This is a genomic window from Christiangramia forsetii KT0803 (assembly GCF_000060345.1).
Classification (GTDB): domain Bacteria; phylum Bacteroidota; class Bacteroidia; order Flavobacteriales; family Flavobacteriaceae; genus Christiangramia; species Christiangramia forsetii.
The window spans coordinates 2,004,636-2,024,093 of the sequence record NC_008571.1; the positions used below are offsets into that span (position 1 = coordinate 2,004,636).

Here is a 19,458-nt window from a genome sequence, read left to right on the forward strand (position 1 = left end):
TAATCTTTTATAATTAATCGTTGTGTTCTATTGTTTTATATGCGGAAATTATCTTTTTCACCAATCGGTGACGAATCACATCCTTATCGTCCAGGTACACCATGCCGACTCCTTTAACGTCTTTAAGTATAAGTAGCGCCTCCTTTAAACCAGATATTGTTCTTCTGGGAAGATCTATCTGTCCGGGATCACCCGTGATCATAAATTTTGCGCTTTTACCCATTCTGGTTAAGAACATTTTCATCTGTGCGTGCGTGGTATTCTGGGCTTCATCCAGAATCACAAAAGCATTATCCAGGGTACGCCCACGCATAAAAGCCAATGGTGCAATTTGAATTATTCCTTTTTCTATGAACATTTCTAACTTTTCAGCAGGAATCATATCTCGCAAACCATCATATAATGGTTGCATATAAGGGTCTAATTTTTCTTTAAGATCACCTGGTAAAAAACCAAGATTTTCCCCTGCTTCTACCGCAGGTCTGGTAAGAATTATTTTTTTAACCTGTTTCTCTTTTAATGCTTTTACGGCAAGAGCGACACCTGTATAGGTTTTACCGGTTCCCGCAGGTCCAATAGCGAAAATAAGATCATTCTTTTTAGAAAGTTCTACTAATTTACGTTGGTTGGCTGTTTGGGCCCTAATAGCCTTTCCGCTTACTCCATGAACCAGTACTTCCCCACTTTCTTTAGAAGTATTATAATCTTCTTCACTCTCACTGGTTAGAACCCTTTCAATGGTATTCTCGTCAAGTTTATTGTATTTTCCAAAATGATCCATAAGCATCGAAAAACGTTTATCGAATTCTTCCAGCATTTCTTCATCTCCAAAGACCTTGATTTTACTTCCTCTGGCAATAATCTTTAATTTTGGAAAATATTTTTTTAAAAGTTCAATATGTTCATTCTGTTGCCCGAAAAATTCTCGAGGGCTAATTTCTGAGAGTTCAATAAGAAGTTCGTTCAAAAGCTATGATTTTTAAGATGAAGCATTGTGCATTTTTCAGGTCATTTTTATTTGTCCTTCGCATTTCAATATCCTAATTTTGAAACCGAATTTATGGCATTTTTTACCTTTTAGCCTAAGCGAATACCTAAAAATAAAATTATATTCGCCTTCTATACAAACTTAAGGAAATTTAGCAGTCTCAGATTAAAAAAATATTAACAATCGCCCATGGCAATCATTACTTTAACGACCGATTTCGGAGAGAAAGATTATTTCGCTGGTGCGGTTAAAGGAGCTATCTACAGCGAACTTAGTGATGTTAAAATTGTTGATATTTCCCATTCGGTTTCTCCTTTTCATATTAGTGAAGCGGCATATATTATAAAGAATGCCTATAAAAGTTTCCCGAAAGGAAGCATCCATATTATTGGGATAGATTCTGAACTTACTCCGGAAAATAAGCACCTCGCCGTAAAACTGGATGAGCATTACTTTATTTGCGCCAATAACGGGATCCTTTCTTTACTGGCTTCAGAAATAATGCCTGAAAAGATCGTGGAAATCAATATTCATGATAAAATACAGACCAACTTCCCAGTGCTTGATGTGTTTGTTAAAGTTGCCTGTCACATTTCCCGTGGTGGAACCCTGGAAGTTATAGGTAAAAGCGTTAGCGAGATCAGGCATCTAAAACAGTTTGAGCCACTTATAAATTCTGAAAAAGACCAGATTCTGGGTCATGTGATTTATGTTGATAACTATGGAAATGTGATCACCAATATTTCCAGGAAATTATTTGAAAGTGTTGGTAAGGGACGAGATTTTAAAATTAGCGCCAGAAACGTGAATTTTAATATGATCTATGAAACTTACAGCCACGCCATTAATTTTAATGTAGAAAAAGAAAACCGAAAAGAAGAAGATGGTAAGAAGTTAGCTGTTTTTAATTCTGCCGGTTACATAGAACTGGCTATTTATAAAAGTAATCCAAGTACCGTGGGAAGTGCCGCTAGTCTATTCGGACTTGAGTATTTGGATACCATAACCGTAAATTTTGAATAGATGTTTGTACGTATAGTAAAAATGGGATTTCAACCGGAAAAAATTGATGAGTTTCTTGCTAATTTTGAAGAAAACAAAGACAAAATTAGAGGTTTCGAAGGTTGCCAGTTTTTAGAACTCTATCGAGGTAAAGACAATACAAACCAATTTTTCACGTATAGTTTCTGGGAAGATGAAGAAGCTTTGGAGAACTATAGAAATTCTGAACTTTTTAAAAGTGTTTGGGCTAAAACAAAGGTTTTGTTTAATGAAAAACCGGAAGCCTGGAGTGTTGATAAGTTGGCTAGTTTGGATTAGTTAGAATTGAGTAGTGAGTAATTAGATATGAGATTTCTCCCTATGGTCGTAATGAAAACTTAAATACAACTGAGAAGTGAGAAGTGAGAAGTGAGAAGTGAGAAGTGAGAAGTGAGAAGTGAGAAGTTTAATTTATTAAAATTTCAATAGAATGAAGAGGTTTTTCCCTCCGGTATAGAATACAAAAAAAGGAAATCGCATAAATTATAATTCCGGAGGAATGAGATTTCTCCCTATGGTCGTAATGAAAACTTAAATACAACTGAGAAGTGAAAATTGAATAGTGTCACATTGAGCGCAGTCGAAATGTGGAAATTAAAAGTGAGATTTCTCCCGATGGTCGAAATGACAAACAACAGACAACTAATAAATGGTAACCAATAACCCACAACTGATAATTGATAATTGAAAGCATGCTTGCGATATTAAATAAAGAAATACAATCCTTTTTCTCTTCCCTTACGGGATACCTGGTGATTGGTCTTTTTCTTATTGCCTGCGGATTCTTTCTATTTGTATTTTCAGGCGGTTACAATATTCTGGATAGCGGTTTTGCCGATCTCAAACCCTTCTTTAACCTGGCACCGTGGATATTTTTATTTCTGATTCCTGCGATTTCCATGAAAAGCTTTGCTGATGAAAAACGAATGGGAACCATGGAGATTCTGCTTACCAAACCCATCGGAATTTGGAAGCTGATTACCGGAAAATATTTAGGCGTTCTCTTTTTAGTGATTCTGGCAATTATTCCTACGCTGCTTTATGTTTTAACTATAAGTCAGCTTGGAAGACCACAAGGAAATTTTGATGTGGGAGCCACTATTGGTTCTTATATCGGATTAGTTTTTCTTGGGGGTTGTTATGCAGCGATCGGGATTTTTGCCTCCAGTTTATCCTCCAATCAAATCGTTTCATTTTTACTTGGAGTTTTTCTATGCTTCGTTTGTTATTATGCTTTTGAAGGTCTTGCTCAAACCAACATTTTCGGTACTTCAAGTTATATTCTTGAATCCTTCGGAATTAGTTTTCATTATAAAAGTATAAGCCGGGGTGTGGTAGACACCCGCGATCTTATCTATTTTCTAAGTTTAATATTTCTGTTTTTAAAACTGACAGAGATCAATCTTTCAGCAACAAAGAACCGGCGATAATGAAGAAACCAAAAAAGATAAAATCCATACTTATTTTATTGGTTATTCTTGTAGCTGCAAATTTCCTGGCTTCAGAGTTCTACCTGAGATTCGATCTCACCCAGGATCAGAGATACAGCCTCTCCCCTGCAGCCAAAGAAATAGTTGCAGATGTAAAACAGCCGGTAATTTTCGATGTCTTTCTGGAAGGTAATTTCCCTTCAGAATTCAGAAGACTTCAGAATGAGACCCGCCAGATGCTGGAAGAGTTTTCAGCCTATAACCGAAATATAAAAGTCAATTTTGTAGATCCCTTAGCTGAAGGCGGAGATGCCCATGCCATTGCCGAAGAATTCTATAAAATGGGAATGACCCCCGCAAGGCTGAATGTTCAGGAAAATGGTAAAAACAGCGAAAGCATTATTTTCCCGTGGGCAATTGCAAATTATGGCGATAAAACGATAAAGATCCCATTGCTGAAAAATCAAATTGGTGCTACCGATGAAGAGCGTGTAAATGCTTCGGTACAACAACTGGAATATGTTTTTGCCGATGGATTAAGCAAGCTCATCTACCCTCGAGAAAAGAAGATCGCCGTGATGCGTGGAAACGGGGAACTGCCCGATAGTCAAATTGCCGATTTTGTAAAGACTATTCAGGAGTATTATTTTATGGCTCCGTTTACATTGGATTCCGCAGCAACTAATCCTGAAAAAACAATGGCAGATCTAAAGGAATATGATCTTATTCTGGAACCTAAGCCAACACAGGCATATTCAGAAAATGAAAAATATATACTGGACCAGTATTTAATGCATGGCGGGAAAATGTTATGGCTGGCTGAAGTTACTAATATGGAAACCGATAGCCTCTTCAACAATCGTGGAGCTGCCATTGCATTGCCAAGAAATCTTAACCTGGGTGACTATTTTTTCTCTTATGGTATTCGTATAAATCCAGAACTCATCAATGACCTCTACTCTGCCCCGATCATTCTTGCCAGCGGTAGTGGACAAAATACAAGGTTTAATCCTTACCCCTGGTTCTATAGTCCGTTAACAAGTTCTCCTAATGAACACCCTATTATCAACAATATTGAGGCTGTGAAATTTGAATATGCTAACCCTATAGATACCCTTACTAATAATATTGAAAAAACCATTCTTTTAAGTAGTTCCCCAAGAACCAGACTTGAAGGAGTTCCGGCACAGATAAGCCTCGATATGGTTGGCGAAAAACCTGATGTGAGTTTATACAATTCAGGGGAGCAGCCACTCGTTGTTTTGCTGGAAGGCGAATTTACATCGGTTTATAAGAATAGAGTAAAACCTTTTAAAATATCAAATCATCGGGATAAAGGAGTAGATTCAAAAATGCTGGTGGTTTCAGACGGGGATGTGATTAAGAATGATATACGGGACGGAAAAGCTATGGAACTGGGCTTTCAGCGATATACCGGAAATACCTACGGAAATAAGGAATTTCTGCTGAATGCGGTAAATTATTTATTAGATGATACCGGACTTATTGATATTCGTTCCAAAAAGATCAAGCTTGCATTTTTAGATAAGGAAAAAGCTGCTGCGCAAAGAGAACAATGGCAATTAATAAATCTTGCCGGCCCTATAATTCTCCTGTTAATCTTCGGAATTGCTTTCAGGTACTACAGAAAGCAGAAATATGTAAAGTAAAGCCTCTGTAGAAACCAATCAAGGTTTTAACAACTACATATTAACAATTTCAATTCAGTTTAATTTTTCAAACACTTGTTTTACAGGTTTTTACATCATTTTTACAATCAAAGTCTGTTAATAAAAACTCCGTGAACAAGCCGTTATTTTTATCTTATTAAAATATATTTGTAAGTGATTAAAATAATTCAATAAAAGCCGATGAAATTTATTGTATCCAGCAACTATCTGCTGAAACAGCTACAAATACTTGGAGGGGTAATTAACAACAGTAATACGTTACCAATATTAGACAATTTCCTTTTCGACCTCAATAACGACGAACTAACGGTTTCTGCTTCAGACCTTGAAACCACGATGTCTGCAAAACTTAAGGTAGAGTCAGATTCTGAAGGTAAAATTGCAGTCCCTGCGAAATTACTTTTAGATACACTAAAGACTTTTCCGGAGCAACCGCTAACTTTTGTAGTTGAAGATAACAATACCATAGAATTAAGTTCCAACCACGGTAAATATGCGCTTGCATATGCCGATGGTGAAGAATTTCCTAATCCGGTAGAGCTTGAAGACCCAAGCAGTACGGTTGTGGAAGCCGATATTCTTGCTTCTGCAATTTCCAAGACGATTTTCGCCTCCGGAAATGATGATCTTAGACCGGTGATGAGCGGAGTTTTCTTTCAGTTTACGGAAGACGGACTTACGTTTGTGGCTACAGATGCTCATAAGCTGGTAAAATATTCCAGAGAAGATATCAAAGCGAACCAGGCTGCAGAATTTATTATGCCGAAAAAACCTTTGAACCTTCTGAAAGGAATCCTTGCCGGAAGTGAATCTGAAGTATTGATAGAATATAACGATTCTAACGCGAAGTTTACTTTTGACGAAACTCAGTTGATCTGTAGATTGATCGACGGGAAATATCCTAATTACGAGGCGGTAATTCCAAAAGAGAATCCGAATAAACTGACGATCGAAAGAAATCAGTTTTTAAGTTCAGTTAGAAGGGTTTCTATTTTCTCAAATAAAACCACGCACCAGGTACGATTAAAAATCGCCGGTGCCGAGTTGAATATTTCTGCGGAAGATGTAGATTATAGCAATAAGGCCGAAGAACGTTTAACCTGTTCTTACCAGGGAGACGATATGCAAATTGGTTTTAACTCAAGATTTCTTGTAGAAATGCTGAACAACCTGACTGCCGATGAAGTAATGCTGGAAATGAGCCTTCCAAATAGAGCGGGTATCCTAACCCCTATTGATGGTTTAGATCCTGGAGAAAAAATTACGATGCTGGTCATGCCGGTAATGCTGAATAATTAATATCCAGTTTCCAGTCACAATAGGTAGGAAAAAAATAAAAAAGCCCGTTCATTAATTTGAACGGGCTTTTTATTACTAACTAAATGAAAAATCTACTAAAATTTTTATTTTAAAAATTCTATGGTCAAAGGATAATACGGCATTTCGCCATTGCTCACCTTAATCGCATTCATAATAGGTAAAATAAGGGCTATCAATCCAACGATAATAATTAAAAGTATTCCGAGACCGAAAAGAAAAATAAGCGGAATACATATAATAGAGTAAATAAAAAGGCTTATTTGAAAATTAAGGATCATCTTTCCGTGCATATCCATGCCTGCTACTTTATCTTTTTGCGTTAGCCATAGAACTAAAGGAACTATAAATCCTCCTATTCCAGTCACCAGGTCTAATAATTGACTTAAGTGTGTCATGACTAACATTTGGTTATCTTCTCTCATTCTAAAATTTTTGATGGTTATTGATGGTTTCTATATAAAAGACGAGGAGAATCAAGGTTTGTTACAGAATTGGCTTAGCAATAATTTCTTTTATAAATTTGTCACATGAAATTGAATGATACTATTGTTGCCCTTGCTACTCCTTCAGGCGCCGGCGCTATTGCTATAATACGAGTTTCAGGACCTGATGCCCTGGAAATCGTTGCTCCACTTTTCAAAGCAAAAAGTAAAAAGGACCTTGCCAAGCAGCCAACACATACACTCCACCTCGGAAATGTAATGGACGGTGAGCGCACGATAGACGAAGTTTTGGCCTCAGTTTTTAGAGCTCCAAAATCTTATACCGGGGAAGAAACAGTAGAATTATCCTGTCATGGGAGTCCATATATTCAGCAGGAAATCATTCAATTATTGATAAGAAAAAGCTGTCGTTCTGCGGAAGCGGGAGAATTTACCCTTCGTGCATTCCTAAATGCAAAAATGGATCTTAGTCAGGCAGAAGCGGTGGCCGATTTGATCAATTCTGAAAATGCCGCTTCTCACCAAATGGCCATGCAACAAATGCGTGGCGGTTTTTCTAATGAAATTCAGAAATTAAGAGAGGAGTTATTAAATTTTGCTTCCCTTATAGAATTGGAACTGGATTTTGCCGAAGAAGACGTGGAATTCGCCAATAGAGATCAATTCAAGGACCTTGTTTCAAAGATACAGACGGTACTAAAAAGACTTCTGGACTCCTTTGCTACCGGGAATGTTTTGAAAAACGGAATTCCTGTTGCGATCGTTGGAGAACCAAATGTTGGAAAATCAACATTATTAAACGCTTTACTGAACGAAGAAAGAGCCATCGTTTCTGAGATCGCCGGAACAACCAGAGATACGATAGAAGATGAAATGAGTATTGGCGGCGTAGGTTTTAGATTTATAGATACCGCCGGAATTCGCGAAACCAAAGATGTGGTGGAAAGCATCGGGATCAAAAAGACCTTTGAGAAGATCAGTCAGGCGCAGGTGGTGGTTTATTTAGTTGACAGTTCTCAAATTGCGGTGAACAGAGAAAGGCTTCAGCAGGTTCGGATTGAAATAGAAAAGATCAAAAATAAATTTCCGCAGAAACCATTATTGATCATCGCTAACAAAACCGATCGTCTAGCTGATGAAGAGATTCATAATCTAAAGACCAAGCTTGAAGAAATCTCCAGTCATGCAGAGAGAGCACAATTTCTGCTATTATCGGCCAAGACCAATTTAGGCGTTGAAGAATTAAAAGAAAAGCTGCTGGAATATGTAAATACCGGTGCATTGCGTAATAGTGATACCATTGTAACCAACTCCAGGCACTACGCAGCCCTTCTAAAAGCTTTAGAGGAGATTAATAAGGTAGAAGAAGGCTTGAATGCTGATTTATCGGGAGATTTACTGGCAATTGATATTCGCCAGGCGCTGCATCATTTTGGTGAGATTACCGGTGAGATTACCAATGATGATCTGCTTGGGAATATTTTTGCGAATTTTTGTATTGGCAAGTAATAACAATAAAATATTTTTAAATTTTAATTCGGAAAGAACCAATAGTTGCAGAAACTTCACATAAAAATAACCAGCTTTAAATTTCTATTCATCCAATAAGAATTTAGCATAGATAGGGAAATGATCAGATCCTATCTTATCCAATAGTCTTATATCTATCAGTTTAAATTCCTTAGTTACGTAATAATGATCTAATGGCCATTTCATAATACTGGAGTTTGCATCGAAAGTATTGTATAAACCTCTACCCAGCCTTACATTATTTAATTTTCCGTTATTTTCAAACAATCTTGATGTATTAGACCATGAAACATCATTAAAGTCTCCTGCAACAATTGAAGGCATCTGGTTTTTCGATACAGATTTACCTACACTTATTAGCTCAATTTCTTCTTCGCCAACATTATCGGGATACTCATCACTTGGCATTGGAGCTACCGGATGTACTGCATAAAGCATAAATTCCTTTCCTGAACCTAATTCTACGCGCCCTTGAAAAGATGGTACATTTTTGTGTTTTAAATATTTGATTTGAGCATTTTTTATCGGAAATTTTGAATACAAAGCCATTCCGTAGGCCACCTCATTCGGTTGCTTTATTACATGGGGGTAATCTTGCTTTAAATTTTCAAGTTCATCTAACCACCATTGATTAACTTCCATCGCTAAAATTATATCTGGATTAGCCTCTTTAACTACTTTTATGAACTTTTCGCTCTTGCGATTAGAAATTAAAACATTAGCCAGTAAAATACTCACGGAGTTTTTTACTGAAATAGTATCACCGGCATCGGATACAACTTTCTCTCCAATCCAATACGGAAATATACGAATAGATTGGATCCATAAAGACACTACCAAACCAAGGCCGAGAAAAATGCTAAGCCAGTTCCATTTTTTTGTTAAGATAACATAGAAAATAGAACAAACGATACCTAGAATAAAGTACTGTAATCGGGGAAAATCCAGCAATTTTGAATACCAATAAGGTAAATCATAAATGAGAGATAGAAGACTTGCTATTATTACAACAGTACTAACGAGAATTACGAAATAATAAATCGCTTTTCTTATACTCATGCTTAAGGTTTTATATTTTCAGTTCAAATTACGAAGAATAGATCATTATAAATTAAACCCCTGAAAATAAGATTAAAATATGGACATACATTTTCTAAAAACAGGAATTATGACCGTGAATTCAATTTATAAAAAACATTCCTGGTTTCTAATTTAAAAACTTTGCAACGGCTAAAGATTCAAATGAACAGTAAGAATCCATTTGATATTTGTGAATGCTTTTCCATAATTTCTCTATTAACGAAAGCCTATATTTAAATCACTTTCGAATCACCTTAAATTTATAAGTTTTATGATTTAATAAACTGGGTTTAGATTGCCATTTTACTTGATTAGGAGTAACTATCTTTTATCTTTACTATTCACATTCCTGTAAACAGTACTAATAGATTGATAAAAAAAGAAATTATGGAAAACTGGATTTATGCTACAGCTCCAATTATAATAAAGGTAATAATATCAATTCTGGCAATTTTTACAGTAATGATTATTGTTGTAAGGATATCGGGATTACGGACCTTTGCAAAAATGTCAAGTTTTGATTTTGCTTCTACAATTGCCGTAGGCTCCGTACTTGCTTCTGTTGTCCTTAGTACCGATCATTCCCTATTCAAAGGAGCCGTCGCTCTTGCAGGAATCATCGGCTTTCAAAGTATATTTTCATTATTGGTCAGAAAAAGTAATATGTTCAAAAGAATGGCTACTAATAACCCATTACTTTTAATGCAAAATGGAGAAATCCTTTATGCAAATTTGAAAAGTGCAAATGTTGGTGAAGGCGATTTGATTGCAAAATTAAGGGAGGCTAATGTGCTTGATTACAGCGAGGTTAAAGCAGTTATTCTTGAGAGTACAGGAGACATGTCTGTTTTGCACGGCGATGGAGAGAAGAGTCTTCATCCAGATTTATTGATGGGTGTAAGAAAAGAGGGCTAAATAGATCTAAGCAGAATATGCTTAAAATTTGATTTTCAATAGCTTCATCTTCAATAAGCACAAATACCAATAAATCAGCTTTTTAGAGAATTCAGAATGAATTGCCTCATATTAAAAAACGAATCATATTACGACTTCTATAGAACTAAAGCTTATAAAATCCTGCATTTGGCACCCCGAAGGTCTTAAAAGTGATCTTGAAAAATTTACTGATAACAAAAAGAGTACCTCTAGAAATCTATAGGGGAATTCAATATCATATCTATACAGAGAATTTCCTAGTTTTTGAAAAGTGACATATATATTCATCTTTCAGTTGAGGACTTTTCACATCTAAAAGACCTCGGGTGCTCTCCCAAATTAGCTATATCTAAATTCATTAAAAAAGAAGTTCCAATTTGGTGCCACTTCCTTATATCAATTTAAATATATAAACCTCACTTCTCGAGGCATACTTCTTATCTACATGTCATTCTGCTGATCCCGGTTCTGAGATCTTTCTGTGCTTTTGGGCCTTGTGTGATGAACTCAGAGCTCTATTTAATACTTCACCTTCATACTCCGCGTCGTCACTACCATATACAAATTCATGATTGGAGTCTAATGCATAGTAAGCCCTCTCAGCCACTTCTTTCGGGTCATCTTTATCCATTGATCCTACTTTTGTATCTGACTGACCCGCATTGTCGAAAAAATTAGTTTCTGTAGCTCCGGGAAGTAACAACGTCATACGAACATTGGTAGTACTAATCTCATTACGCAAAGCAAAGAAGAAAGAATTCACAAAAGCTTTACTAGCACCATATACGGCTTCAAAAGGAATTGGCTCGATCCCTGAAATTGAAGATGTCATGAGTACTTTCCCTTCATTTCTATCCACCATGTCCCCTATAAAAAGCTTGGACATATGAACTATTGAATCAATATTGAGACGAATAAGATTAAGTTCTTCTTCTAGATCTGTAGAATTAATAAATGAACCTCCCAAACCTCTCCCGGCATTTAGAACCAGCACATCTATTTTCATTTGATTTTGATCAACCCATTTCTTCAAATTGATAATTTCATCATACTTACTCAAATCTGCGGGATAAATGCTAATTTCTGAATTGTATTCAGCCAGATGCTCTTTTGTTTCCTTGAGTTTTGTCTCTCCTCTGGCTACCAAAATTAAATCATACCCATTTCTAGCGAAAATTTTGGATAATTCGTAACCAATTCCATTTGATGCGCCCGTAATTAATGCTAGTTTACTCTTTTTCATGACCGATTTTTTTTTCAAATCTATTAAGAATTAGAATATATATATTCCCAAAAATTTTGAAGAGTTTTATAAAAAAATCATAACCAATCAAAACTTATATTCTATTGGTTAAGCATCAAATTAGTAGTAATTCGAATTTTAATCTCAAATAGAGACTTTCAACGAAACCATCCGGCTATTCAATGATAAATATAAAACTTAAGCTAAAAACGACGTGGGCAACCACAAGCTGCAAATAAAAATTTTTTAATCGGATTTCTGGAGGATCCGGATTTAAAGAAAACATGATTTGCCAACCAAGAATACCAATAATACCGGCTACTACCCCACTGATCAAAGCAAAAATCCAATTAGGAGATAGCTTTGTATATTCTAAACTCAGCAATAACATTTCAGCAAACAAAAATCCTAGCAGTACATGTAATAACCATCCCACTAAACTTTTCTTTTCTGGTCGTAATGGTAGGCTGCTTGTATTAATCAATTGATTCAATAATTCCGGCTCTCTAAACTGATTCCCGGAGATATAGCCACATATATAACTAAACGCGGTCATCATAAGAGTAGCAAAAACTGAAATAAGTAATATCATATTTTTATTTATTCAGATAATTGAAAGAATTAAAGAGAACTCAAAAAAATTATGTGTTATTTCCTGTCCACATCTTTTAGCAACCATTTATCTAATACCAATCGGTCCTGATCTGTGTGTAAAACGACAATATCACCGGTAGTTTCGAAAATAACCGCTTTTACCTGATCTAATTGCATCACATTCGCTTCCCGAAGTTTCGATCTTAAATCAGACTCTGTGACTCTCGCTTTTTTTAAATTTTCAAACAGAATATTATCTCCTTCCATCAAAAGAAGCGGAGTATTATCAATTAAATTCTGAAATATTTTCCATCTCCTAAGATAGGCGGCAATTAATTGCAGTAAATAAATAAAAAACAGTCCTGCAATCCCGTGTTCTAAACTTACAGATTTGGTTAATACGGTACTTGCAATCATAGAGCCCACGGCCACGGTCATTGCAAAATCGAAACTGGACATCTTTGAAAAACTACGCTTGCCAAATATGCGGGTAAAAAATATGATTGCAATATATACTCCGATGCATGAAATAAATATTGCTATTACGGTATCTAGTGATAATTCAAACCATTTTTCCATATCAATGTGTTTAAGTTCTGAATGTTTTTATACGAGAAAAATCACGAACTATGACCTGAAGGACTAGCCACACTATGATCAAAAACAGAATCAAATAAAAAATTTCAGAATATTAATTTTAAATAGATCGTATTCTCAGGATCAGACTCGTTTTTCTGAAAGCGAATTCTAATTTTATAATTCCCTCTTATTTCTTGAGGATAAAATTCGCCATTATTAGCATCAAAACTTCCCTCTGTAGTAAACGCTACACAATTGATCGTATGTGTATGTATCTCCTCCAAAACCTTCAAATCATTAGTAGACAGAACATACCTTTCTTTCAGGTGTACTATTAGCTGGCGATGTTTTTCTAGTAATGCGTGATTAGACATAGTTCAACTGTATTTATTTTTCCGGTTCATTTCTACTTTCCTGCATTTCATCTTCTGAAATTAAATGATGATCATTTTTTAAACCAACTATATGGATGATATTAGTGAGCGTCGCATAAAGCATCAACACTACGGTGATCATCATTCCACTCAAAATGGAAGAAAATATCAAACTCAGCCAGTAAATAGTATTATACCATGCCAAGGGAATATTGTCGGCCTCGTTGATAGGTATATTAAACAACTGAAACATTATTAAAGCTCCTACAAGCAAAATGGTATCTATTTGGGCTATATCCAGGACCTGGTAATAATGGTCACTTTTAAGTTTAGACTCGGTTCCGGTGCTAATTCCCAGTAAGGTTAATAATAAAGTTAGAATCGTCGCTGAAGCCAGGATAATGGTATTGCATAGCATATTAAGACCCTGATGTGAGGTTGTTATCAATTGTTTCGCCTCATAACCGGAAACCTGCCCTAATAGAAAAACCCCCATTCCCGTAAAAAGAGTGGCCGTAATTCCGCCATAGATCGCCTTTCTGTTTTCTCTGAAAAATTTATTCATTGGTTTTTACTCTTTCAAATTCATTCTATCATTCGGCACTTCATTCAGGAATTATTGGTGAAAGGGACAGGTCCAATCCTTATCTGTAGACTTTCCACTATACTGCCGGGCCTCGCTATTCTCTCCGAAATCTTCCAGCATAGGGTTAATAGATCCCTGCAATCCCATATCCCGATCCCTAATTTTATTCCTTACATTTTGATAGACACCCATTTCCCTCAACTTTTCAAATTGATCGTGTAGATTGAAGGCAATGGAAGGATAAGGACTTCTTCTGGATATCCGGGAACTTTCAGGATGCATACCTACCACATAAAAAGCTCGGCCAGCTATACTAAAACTAAAATTTACATCTTCAGGATTTCTACTAACGGAAGGATCCCAGGGGCGATTATCCAGTTTTTTCAGATCTGAAAGTTGTTTCCATAAGACCAGTTCAAATTCATCTTCGTTATGGATTTCAGATTCTGGAAATACAGCTATAAATGACTGAAATTCGTTAGAACTGAAATCATAATTTTCAATATAATTCTCCAGATCTTTTAGTAACTTCTCTGTCGATCCGGAAATACCAAATCGCTTGTAATTTTCTATAATTATATTTTTCTGGCTAAACACTGTCTGCGCCATAATACATGGATGATCCTCTGCAAGAATCCAATCATCATAAATTTTTTCCAAATTCCTCTTCATAACTTCTATTTCTATTGAATTTTTCAAAATTCCTCTTTTAAGAAGGAACTTCCGTGCGTTTTTCGAGAGTGCCTTAACGATATTCTTCTTATTAGGAAATGTTTAACTGAAATGAATAGAAAACTAGGTCAGAGTGTTAATAAATTAGCAATACATAGATAAATTATCCTATTATGAATATCATTTCAATCAAGGCAATTACTGCCCGTGATATATTCAACGAGCTGGCTAAAAAATTTAATACAACCTGTACCGAATCATATGGGGAGTATGCTCTTAGCTTACCTTCGGAAATAGGCTCCGGTCATATTTCGGGTATTAATTTTCCAAATGGAGTAGGACTTTTTAAATTTGATCTTGAATTTAAAAGTGAGTATTGTCTTGATTTTTGTGCGGAAGAAATACAGCCCTTTAAGTTCATCTATTTAATTCTCGGGAACCTACAGCATCAATTTAGTAATGAAGAGATCACCCATTTTTTAGATCAGGGCCAATCGGTAATCCTTGGTGCTAATTATAAAAGTGGCAATAAGATTTTATTTCCTGGAAACAAGAAAATAAAGACAGTGATCCTGGATGTAGACCGGAAGAAATTTGTAAAACAGCTTACATTTCCTCTGGATGAAATGGATAAAATTTACCATGAACTATTTGCAGATACCAATGCTATCCGTACACATTACCATCATACGGAGTATAGCCTAAAGATGGCTCATTTGGTGGAGGAGTTATATCGCTTTAAATCAAGTGGTCTTGAACGCACCAGTTTTAATGGAGCCAAAGCACTGGAACTACTTACCTATATGCTGATGCTTTATAAAGATGACTCGCAGGCAGAAGGACGGCAAATCCTGAGATCCAAAGATCTGGGTAAAATTAAAAATGTGGTTCGGTTAATAGATCGCAATATTGCTGAGCTGGATAACATTAGTCAAATTGCAGATAATGAAGGTATAAGTGAAGTGAAACTTCAGGAAGGATTTCAGATTTTATTCAATTGCACTGTTCACGAATATATTCTGTCCAGAAGATTGGAGACCGCGATGCAATTATTACTGAAGACAGATAAAAGTATTAGCGAAATAGTGTATGCTATTGGTTTAAATAGCCGGAGCCATTTTTCAAAAATCTTCAAAGAACGATACGGTGTACCTCCAAAAAATATCCGTTTAAATACTAAAACATGATAGTAAATTCAAAAAACGAAGGTTGGGAAATATTCTCTCATTCCAGTCATGGTTTACTAGCCGGCAAAATCGCTCATGAACTGACAGATACCTATAAAAATGAAAATTGGGTGGCTACTCTTGCTGCAATCATTGAACATGATGACCGGCAATTAGATTTTGAAGAAAAAAATTATTTAACTGAAATGGGCACTCCCAGGGATTTTCTGTTAGAAAAAAGAAATACCCATGAAATTATAAAGCGCTCCAAGAGATTGCTATCCCAAGCCAATGAAAAATCCTGCTGGATAGCCATGCTAATCGCCCATCACTTACAATTTATTTATAAAGAGATGCGGGGCGAAAATAAGACCGTTTCAAAGTTTTTGAAAGAATTAGAACAAACTGAAAAGAATTACTTACAAGACCTTCAAATTACTCAGCAGGAAGTAGAAACAATTTACCAGGTAATGGTATTTGCCGACAGATGTTCACTAATTTTATGTCAGGACGAGGTACCTGAGAAAAATAGAGAGATTGAAATTAATACCAGTATTGCAGGAAAAACCTACTGGCTTAGCAGAAAAAAATCTGGTAACATTCAGGTCAGGCCCTGGGTCTTTGCCAAAAGAAAATTTCATGTGACTGCTGAGTATAAGTTATTGACCCAAAGTTCCTTTAGCAGCAATAATGAGTTTCAAGATAAATTTGAGAATAGTCCTGTTAAAATAAAAACCTGGCAGTTTTATGAATAGTAATCATAAAGTTTTAAGTCCCAAAAACATTAAATTGAAAGATAATGGAAATAGATATCTGGGAGTTTATAATCAAACTAGGTGCGGCAGCTGTTAGCGGAGCTTTAATGGGTTTGGAAAGAGAATTTAAAGACAAACCGGCCGGATTAAAAACCTACTCACTTGTAGCTCTCGGTGCGGCTACCTTTATAAGCATTTCTTTAATGTTTCAATCTTCAGAAAGCACCGACATGACAAGAATTGTAGGTCAGGTTGTGGTAGGTGTTGGCTTTTTGGGCGCTGGGGTGATATTACATAAAAAAAACAATACCGCTGTAACGGGCCTGGCAACCTCGGCTGCAATATGGTGTAGTGCAGCTGCAGGCTGTCTGGCAGGATTCGGGTTATATCTGCATTTACTCGCACTCACAGTTTTTGTAATTCTAATCAACCTAATTTTTGGTTTTCTAAATGGAAAATTAAAGGGAATTAAAAATGATACCGATAAATAGGGCAAAATAAGTCTTCCCTCGTAAGCACATTGAGATCTAAAAAAGTTTAAAAGCCCTGATAGAACTAGCCAGAGAGTAATTTCTTATACTTTGAGAAGTTAAAACTTATTTAAACCTGATAGCAAAACTAAATAGTCTTTATATTTTTGTGACGTGTACGATATAATCGTGTATAAAACAAATTTATGAGCGAGGACGAACAGTTAAAATTAGAAAATCAGATATGTTTTCCTATTTATTCGGTGTCAAGACTAATCACAAAAGCCTATAAACCCTACCTGGACAAACTCGAATTGACTTATCCGCAATATTTGGTTCTTTTGGTCTTGTGGGAAGAGCATAAACTTTCGGTAAATAAGATTGGAGAAAAATTGATGCTAAATACCAATACACTTTCTCCACTTTTAAAACGAATGGAAAAAAACGAGCTATTGAAACGTAATAGGTCCAGTAATGATGAAAGGACTGTTTTGGTGGGTCTAACGGATAAAGGACTTTCCTATAAAGAAAAGGCGGCTCATATTCCACAAAATTTATTAAATACGTTGCTAAACGATAACATGGAGCTTTCAGAAGTGCTTGTGCTTAAAAATACCCTGGAATCATGGATTGATATCCTTTCAGATACTTCTGAAAAATCAACAGATAATACTAAACAATAAAATTTATGAAAGCATTACAAATTACCAAATACGGAGACTTTAAAGATAGCCTGCAATTTAATGAGGTTGATAAACCTGAAATATCTGAAAATGAAATATTAATCGCTGTAAAAGCTGTATCATTAAACCCCATCGACTATAAAATTGTGGAGGGAAATTTAAAAGAAATGCTAAAGCTTGACTTTCCTGCCACTGTGGGTTATGATGTAAGTGGAGAGGTAGTAGAAATTGGTTCTGCGGTAAAGAATTTCAAAATTGGAGATGCAGTTTTTGGAAGGGTTCCGCAGGAATATATGGGAACATTGGCAGAATTTGTCGCGGTAGACAGTGCTGTAATGGCACACAAACCCGAGGAGATTAGTTTTGAAAAAGCCTCTTCCCTACCCCTTGTAGGACTTACTGCAATTCAGGCCTTAGAAAAGGCCGGTTTAAAAAAGGATGATCGGGTTCTAATTCACGCAGGATCTGGCGGAGTGGGTAGCTTTGCAATTCAGTATGCAAAAGCAAAAGGCGCGATTGTGTATACCACCACCAGCAAAACCAATATGGACTGGGTAAAAGCCCTTGGAGCAGACCGCGTAATTGATTATAAAAATGAAGACTATAAAGAAGTATCTAATAACCTGGATATTGTTTTTGATACGCTAGGCGATGATTATACCTTCGAAGCCTTCGATATTATTGAAAAAGGTGGTAGCGTTACCAGCATCGTTGGCCCACCGGACCCTGAAACCGCTAAACAAATGGGGATGGAAGATTATCAAATGCCCGAAATACTAAGTGAACTCATCAAAGAAAAGTCGGCCAACTACACACTTACCTGGATGCAACCAAATGCAGAACAATTAAAGGAAATTAAAACAATGGTTGAGGACAGAACGATTCGACCAGTAATAGATCTTATCTACTCTTTTCAAGATGCTGTGAAAGCTTTTGAATATTTAGCTGATGGACATGCACAGGGAAAAGTAATTGTGAATCTGGCAGAGACCTTTGAGAATAATAAATAATAAAAAATTGAAATGATGAAAAAGAAAGTATTAGTAGCAGGTGCCACAGGTACCACAGGAAAAATTATTATTAATTTATTAAAAAATTCAGACACTTACACCCCGGTGGCAATGGTTCGCAAGCAAGATCAAAAAGAAACTTTTGAAAAAGATAATGTGAGCGCCATTATGGGAGATCTAAAAGAAGATCTGAGCCATACCACTAGAGATACCGATAAGGTGATTTTCGCCGCCGGTTCTAAAGGAAAAGATGTAATTGGCGTAGATCAGGAAGGAGCCAAAAAACTTATGGATGCCGCTAAAAATTCAGGTATTTCTAAGTTTGTGATGTTAAGTGCTATGGGAGCCGATGATCCTTCAGTAAGCGATGAACTTCAGGATTATCTTAAGGCAAAACAGAATGCAGATGAATACTTAATGTCTAGTGGTCTTACTTATAGCATCGTGAGACCTGGTTCATTAACTAATAATCAAGAATCTGGAAAGATTAAACTGGAGAAAAAATTGAATGAAAGAGGAGAAATTTCTCGTGCAGATGTTGCTAAAACTATAACCGAAGTTCTGGAGAATGAAGTGCGTCACAATGCGGTATTCGAGATTCTTTCCGGAGATCAGGATATAGAAAAAGCGGTACGTTCTTAGGAATAAGCTGAATAAGCACTTTTTAAGATGAATCTAATAAATGAGCTGAAGTTAATATTCAGCTCATTTCTTTTTTCATATTTACATAGAACTAACGGCCCAAATAAAATTTTAACTGAAATTGTAATAAGAAATCTGAGCAAAAACTATCCTTTCAGGAATACTCATTAAATTCTATTTTCCACTTAATTATACATAGAAAACGACGTATAATACTTTTTAAAA

General features: G+C 35.9%; 22 protein-coding genes. 13 read left to right on the plus strand and 9 right to left on the minus strand.

The genetic code is table 11. The features are described 5' to 3' along the window. Positions 1-13: 13 nt before the first annotated feature. Positions 14-967, minus strand: a complete 954-nt coding sequence (locus tag GFO_RS08965) for a PhoH family protein (RefSeq protein WP_011709781.1) — start codon at positions 965-967, stop codon at positions 14-16. A 210-nt stretch (positions 968-1,177) separates the two neighbouring features. Here GFO_RS08965 and GFO_RS08970 point away from each other — a divergent pair, with 210 nt between their 5' ends. The 5 genes from GFO_RS08970 to dnaN all read left to right on the plus strand — a co-directional run bounded on the left by GFO_RS08970 (position 1,178) and on the right by dnaN (position 6,449). Further along, entirely contained in the window at positions 1,178-2,011 is an 834-nt protein-coding gene (locus tag GFO_RS08970; RefSeq protein WP_011709782.1) for an SAM hydrolase/SAM-dependent halogenase family protein, read from the plus strand. Next, entirely contained in the window at positions 2,012-2,308 is a 297-nt protein-coding gene (locus tag GFO_RS08975; protein WP_011709783.1) for a putative quinol monooxygenase, read from the plus strand. It begins immediately after the preceding gene. 413 nt (positions 2,309-2,721) lie between these two features. Next, complete coding sequence (gene gldF / locus GFO_RS08980) at positions 2,722-3,459, plus strand: gliding motility-associated ABC transporter permease subunit GldF (protein WP_011709784.1); 738 nt, start codon at positions 2,722-2,724, stop codon at positions 3,457-3,459. After that, positions 3,459-5,129 carry a gliding motility-associated ABC transporter substrate-binding protein GldG gene (gene gldG, locus GFO_RS08985; protein ID WP_011709785.1) on the plus strand — a complete coding sequence of 557 codons (1,671 nt, stop codon included), beginning with the start codon at positions 3,459-3,461 and terminating at the stop codon, positions 5,127-5,129. Before gldF ends, gldG begins: the two co-directional genes overlap by 1 nt. Positions 5,130-5,330: 201 nt before the next feature. Continuing rightward, positions 5,331-6,449: a DNA polymerase III subunit beta gene (dnaN, locus tag GFO_RS08990; protein ID WP_011709786.1), complete on the plus strand. Its 1,119-nt coding sequence runs from the start codon at positions 5,331-5,333 to the stop codon at positions 6,447-6,449. 104 nt (positions 6,450-6,553) lie between these two features. Here the strand turns inward: dnaN and GFO_RS08995 are convergent, their stop codons facing one another. Beyond that, a complete protein-coding gene (locus GFO_RS08995) occupies positions 6,554-6,892 on the minus strand; it encodes a DUF4870 domain-containing protein (protein ID WP_011709787.1) in 339 nt (112 codons plus the stop codon). A gap of 105 nt (positions 6,893-6,997) precedes the next feature. Here GFO_RS08995 and mnmE point away from each other — a divergent pair, with 105 nt between their 5' ends. After that, positions 6,998-8,422: a tRNA uridine-5-carboxymethylaminomethyl(34) synthesis GTPase MnmE gene (gene mnmE, locus GFO_RS09000; RefSeq protein WP_011709788.1), complete on the plus strand. Its 1,425-nt coding sequence runs from the start codon at positions 6,998-7,000 to the stop codon at positions 8,420-8,422. 84 nt (positions 8,423-8,506) lie between these two features. Here the strand turns inward: mnmE and GFO_RS09005 are convergent, their stop codons facing one another. Continuing rightward, entirely contained in the window at positions 8,507-9,502 is a 996-nt protein-coding gene (locus GFO_RS09005; RefSeq protein WP_011709789.1) for an endonuclease/exonuclease/phosphatase family protein, read from the minus strand. A gap of 408 nt (positions 9,503-9,910) precedes the next feature. Here GFO_RS09005 and GFO_RS09010 point away from each other — a divergent pair, with 408 nt between their 5' ends. Continuing rightward, complete coding sequence (locus GFO_RS09010) at positions 9,911-10,438, plus strand: DUF421 domain-containing protein (RefSeq protein ID WP_011709790.1); 528 nt, start codon at positions 9,911-9,913, stop codon at positions 10,436-10,438. A gap of 469 nt (positions 10,439-10,907) precedes the next feature. On the opposite strand, the gene GFO_RS09015 is transcribed toward GFO_RS09010, so the two are convergent. The 6 genes from GFO_RS09015 to gntA all read right to left on the minus strand — a co-directional run bounded on the left by GFO_RS09015 (position 10,908) and on the right by gntA (position 14,534). Further along, positions 10,908-11,702 carry an SDR family NAD(P)-dependent oxidoreductase gene (locus tag GFO_RS09015; RefSeq protein ID WP_011709791.1) on the minus strand — a complete coding sequence of 265 codons (795 nt, stop codon included), beginning with the start codon at positions 11,700-11,702 and terminating at the stop codon, positions 10,908-10,910. 175 nt (positions 11,703-11,877) lie between these two features. Then, positions 11,878-12,294, minus strand: a complete 417-nt coding sequence (locus tag GFO_RS09020; RefSeq protein WP_011709792.1) for a hypothetical protein — start codon at positions 12,292-12,294, stop codon at positions 11,878-11,880. Between the two features lie 56 nt (positions 12,295-12,350). After that, complete coding sequence (locus tag GFO_RS09025; protein WP_011709793.1) at positions 12,351-12,875, minus strand: DUF421 domain-containing protein; 525 nt, start codon at positions 12,873-12,875, stop codon at positions 12,351-12,353. Positions 12,876-12,979: 104 nt separating this feature from the next. After that, on the minus strand, positions 12,980-13,249 hold the full coding sequence (locus GFO_RS09030; RefSeq protein WP_011709794.1) for a hypothetical protein: 270 nt from the start codon (positions 13,247-13,249) through the stop codon (positions 12,980-12,982). Positions 13,250-13,262: 13 nt separating this feature from the next. Further along, positions 13,263-13,814, minus strand: a complete 552-nt coding sequence (locus GFO_RS09035) for a hypothetical protein (protein ID WP_011709795.1) — start codon at positions 13,812-13,814, stop codon at positions 13,263-13,265. 51 nt (positions 13,815-13,865) lie between these two features. Continuing rightward, positions 13,866-14,534, minus strand: coding sequence for a guanitoxin biosynthesis heme-dependent pre-guanitoxin N-hydroxylase GntA (gntA, locus tag GFO_RS09040; RefSeq protein WP_229664782.1), 669 nt, complete (start codon positions 14,532-14,534; stop codon positions 13,866-13,868). 146 nt (positions 14,535-14,680) lie between these two features. On the opposite strand from gntA, the gene GFO_RS09045 reads away from it, so the two are divergent. From GFO_RS09045 to GFO_RS09070, 6 genes are all read left to right on the plus strand, one after another. Continuing rightward, positions 14,681-15,694, plus strand: a complete 1,014-nt coding sequence (locus GFO_RS09045; RefSeq protein WP_011709797.1) for a helix-turn-helix transcriptional regulator — start codon at positions 14,681-14,683, stop codon at positions 15,692-15,694. Beyond that, complete coding sequence (locus GFO_RS09050; RefSeq protein ID WP_011709798.1) at positions 15,691-16,428, plus strand: DUF3891 family protein; 738 nt, start codon at positions 15,691-15,693, stop codon at positions 16,426-16,428. Before GFO_RS09045 ends, GFO_RS09050 begins: the two co-directional genes overlap by 4 nt. 44 nt (positions 16,429-16,472) lie before the next feature. Then, entirely contained in the window at positions 16,473-16,919 is a 447-nt protein-coding gene (locus GFO_RS09055) for an MgtC/SapB family protein (protein ID WP_011709799.1), read from the plus strand. 185 nt (positions 16,920-17,104) lie between these two features. Beyond that, on the plus strand, positions 17,105-17,581 hold the full coding sequence (locus GFO_RS09060; protein WP_011709800.1) for a MarR family winged helix-turn-helix transcriptional regulator: 477 nt from the start codon (positions 17,105-17,107) through the stop codon (positions 17,579-17,581). 5 nt (positions 17,582-17,586) lie between these two features. Beyond that, positions 17,587-18,591, plus strand: coding sequence for an NADP-dependent oxidoreductase (locus GFO_RS09065; RefSeq protein WP_011709801.1), 1,005 nt, complete (start codon positions 17,587-17,589; stop codon positions 18,589-18,591). Positions 18,592-18,603: 12 nt separating this feature from the next. After that, positions 18,604-19,233, plus strand: coding sequence for an SDR family oxidoreductase (locus tag GFO_RS09070; RefSeq protein WP_011709802.1), 630 nt, complete (start codon positions 18,604-18,606; stop codon positions 19,231-19,233). The last annotated feature ends 225 nt before the right edge of the window (positions 19,234-19,458 follow it).

Excerpts from the sequence above, each read along its gene's own strand:
- GFO_RS09050 (WP_011709798.1), top strand. The coding sequence starts at position 15,691 with ATGATAGTAAATTCAAAAAACGAAGGTTGGGAAATATTCTCTCATTCC.
- GFO_RS09045 (WP_011709797.1), top strand. The coding sequence starts at position 14,681 with ATGAATATCATTTCAATCAAGGCAATTACTGCCCGTGATATATTCAAC.
- mnmE (WP_011709788.1), top strand. The coding sequence starts at position 6,998 with ATGAAATTGAATGATACTATTGTTGCCCTTGCTACTCCTTCAGGCGCC.
- GFO_RS09065 (WP_011709801.1), top strand. The coding sequence starts at position 17,587 with ATGAAAGCATTACAAATTACCAAATACGGAGACTTTAAAGATAGCCTG.
- GFO_RS09020 (WP_011709792.1), bottom strand. The coding sequence starts at position 12,294 with ATGATATTACTTATTTCAGTTTTTGCTACTCTTATGATGACCGCGTTT.
- GFO_RS09070 (WP_011709802.1), top strand. The coding sequence starts at position 18,604 with ATGATGAAAAAGAAAGTATTAGTAGCAGGTGCCACAGGTACCACAGGA.
- GFO_RS09010 (WP_011709790.1), top strand. The coding sequence starts at position 9,911 with ATGGAAAACTGGATTTATGCTACAGCTCCAATTATAATAAAGGTAATA.
- gldF (WP_011709784.1), top strand. The coding sequence starts at position 2,722 with ATGCTTGCGATATTAAATAAAGAAATACAATCCTTTTTCTCTTCCCTT.
- GFO_RS08970 (WP_011709782.1), top strand. The coding sequence starts at position 1,178 with ATGGCAATCATTACTTTAACGACCGATTTCGGAGAGAAAGATTATTTC.
- GFO_RS09055 (WP_011709799.1), top strand. The coding sequence starts at position 16,473 with ATGGAAATAGATATCTGGGAGTTTATAATCAAACTAGGTGCGGCAGCT.
- gldG (WP_011709785.1), top strand. The coding sequence starts at position 3,459 with ATGAAGAAACCAAAAAAGATAAAATCCATACTTATTTTATTGGTTATT.
- GFO_RS09035 (WP_011709795.1), bottom strand. The coding sequence starts at position 13,814 with ATGAATAAATTTTTCAGAGAAAACAGAAAGGCGATCTATGGCGGAATT.
- GFO_RS09060 (WP_011709800.1), top strand. The coding sequence starts at position 17,105 with ATGAGCGAGGACGAACAGTTAAAATTAGAAAATCAGATATGTTTTCCT.
- GFO_RS09025 (WP_011709793.1), bottom strand. The coding sequence starts at position 12,875 with ATGGAAAAATGGTTTGAATTATCACTAGATACCGTAATAGCAATATTT.
- GFO_RS08975 (WP_011709783.1), top strand. The coding sequence starts at position 2,012 with ATGTTTGTACGTATAGTAAAAATGGGATTTCAACCGGAAAAAATTGAT.
- GFO_RS08995 (WP_011709787.1), bottom strand. The coding sequence starts at position 6,892 with ATGAGAGAAGATAACCAAATGTTAGTCATGACACACTTAAGTCAATTA.
- GFO_RS09015 (WP_011709791.1), bottom strand. The coding sequence starts at position 11,702 with ATGAAAAAGAGTAAACTAGCATTAATTACGGGCGCATCAAATGGAATT.
- GFO_RS09005 (WP_011709789.1), bottom strand. The coding sequence starts at position 9,502 with ATGAGTATAAGAAAAGCGATTTATTATTTCGTAATTCTCGTTAGTACT.
- dnaN (WP_011709786.1), top strand. The coding sequence starts at position 5,331 with ATGAAATTTATTGTATCCAGCAACTATCTGCTGAAACAGCTACAAATA.
- GFO_RS09030 (WP_011709794.1), bottom strand. The coding sequence starts at position 13,249 with ATGTCTAATCACGCATTACTAGAAAAACATCGCCAGCTAATAGTACAC.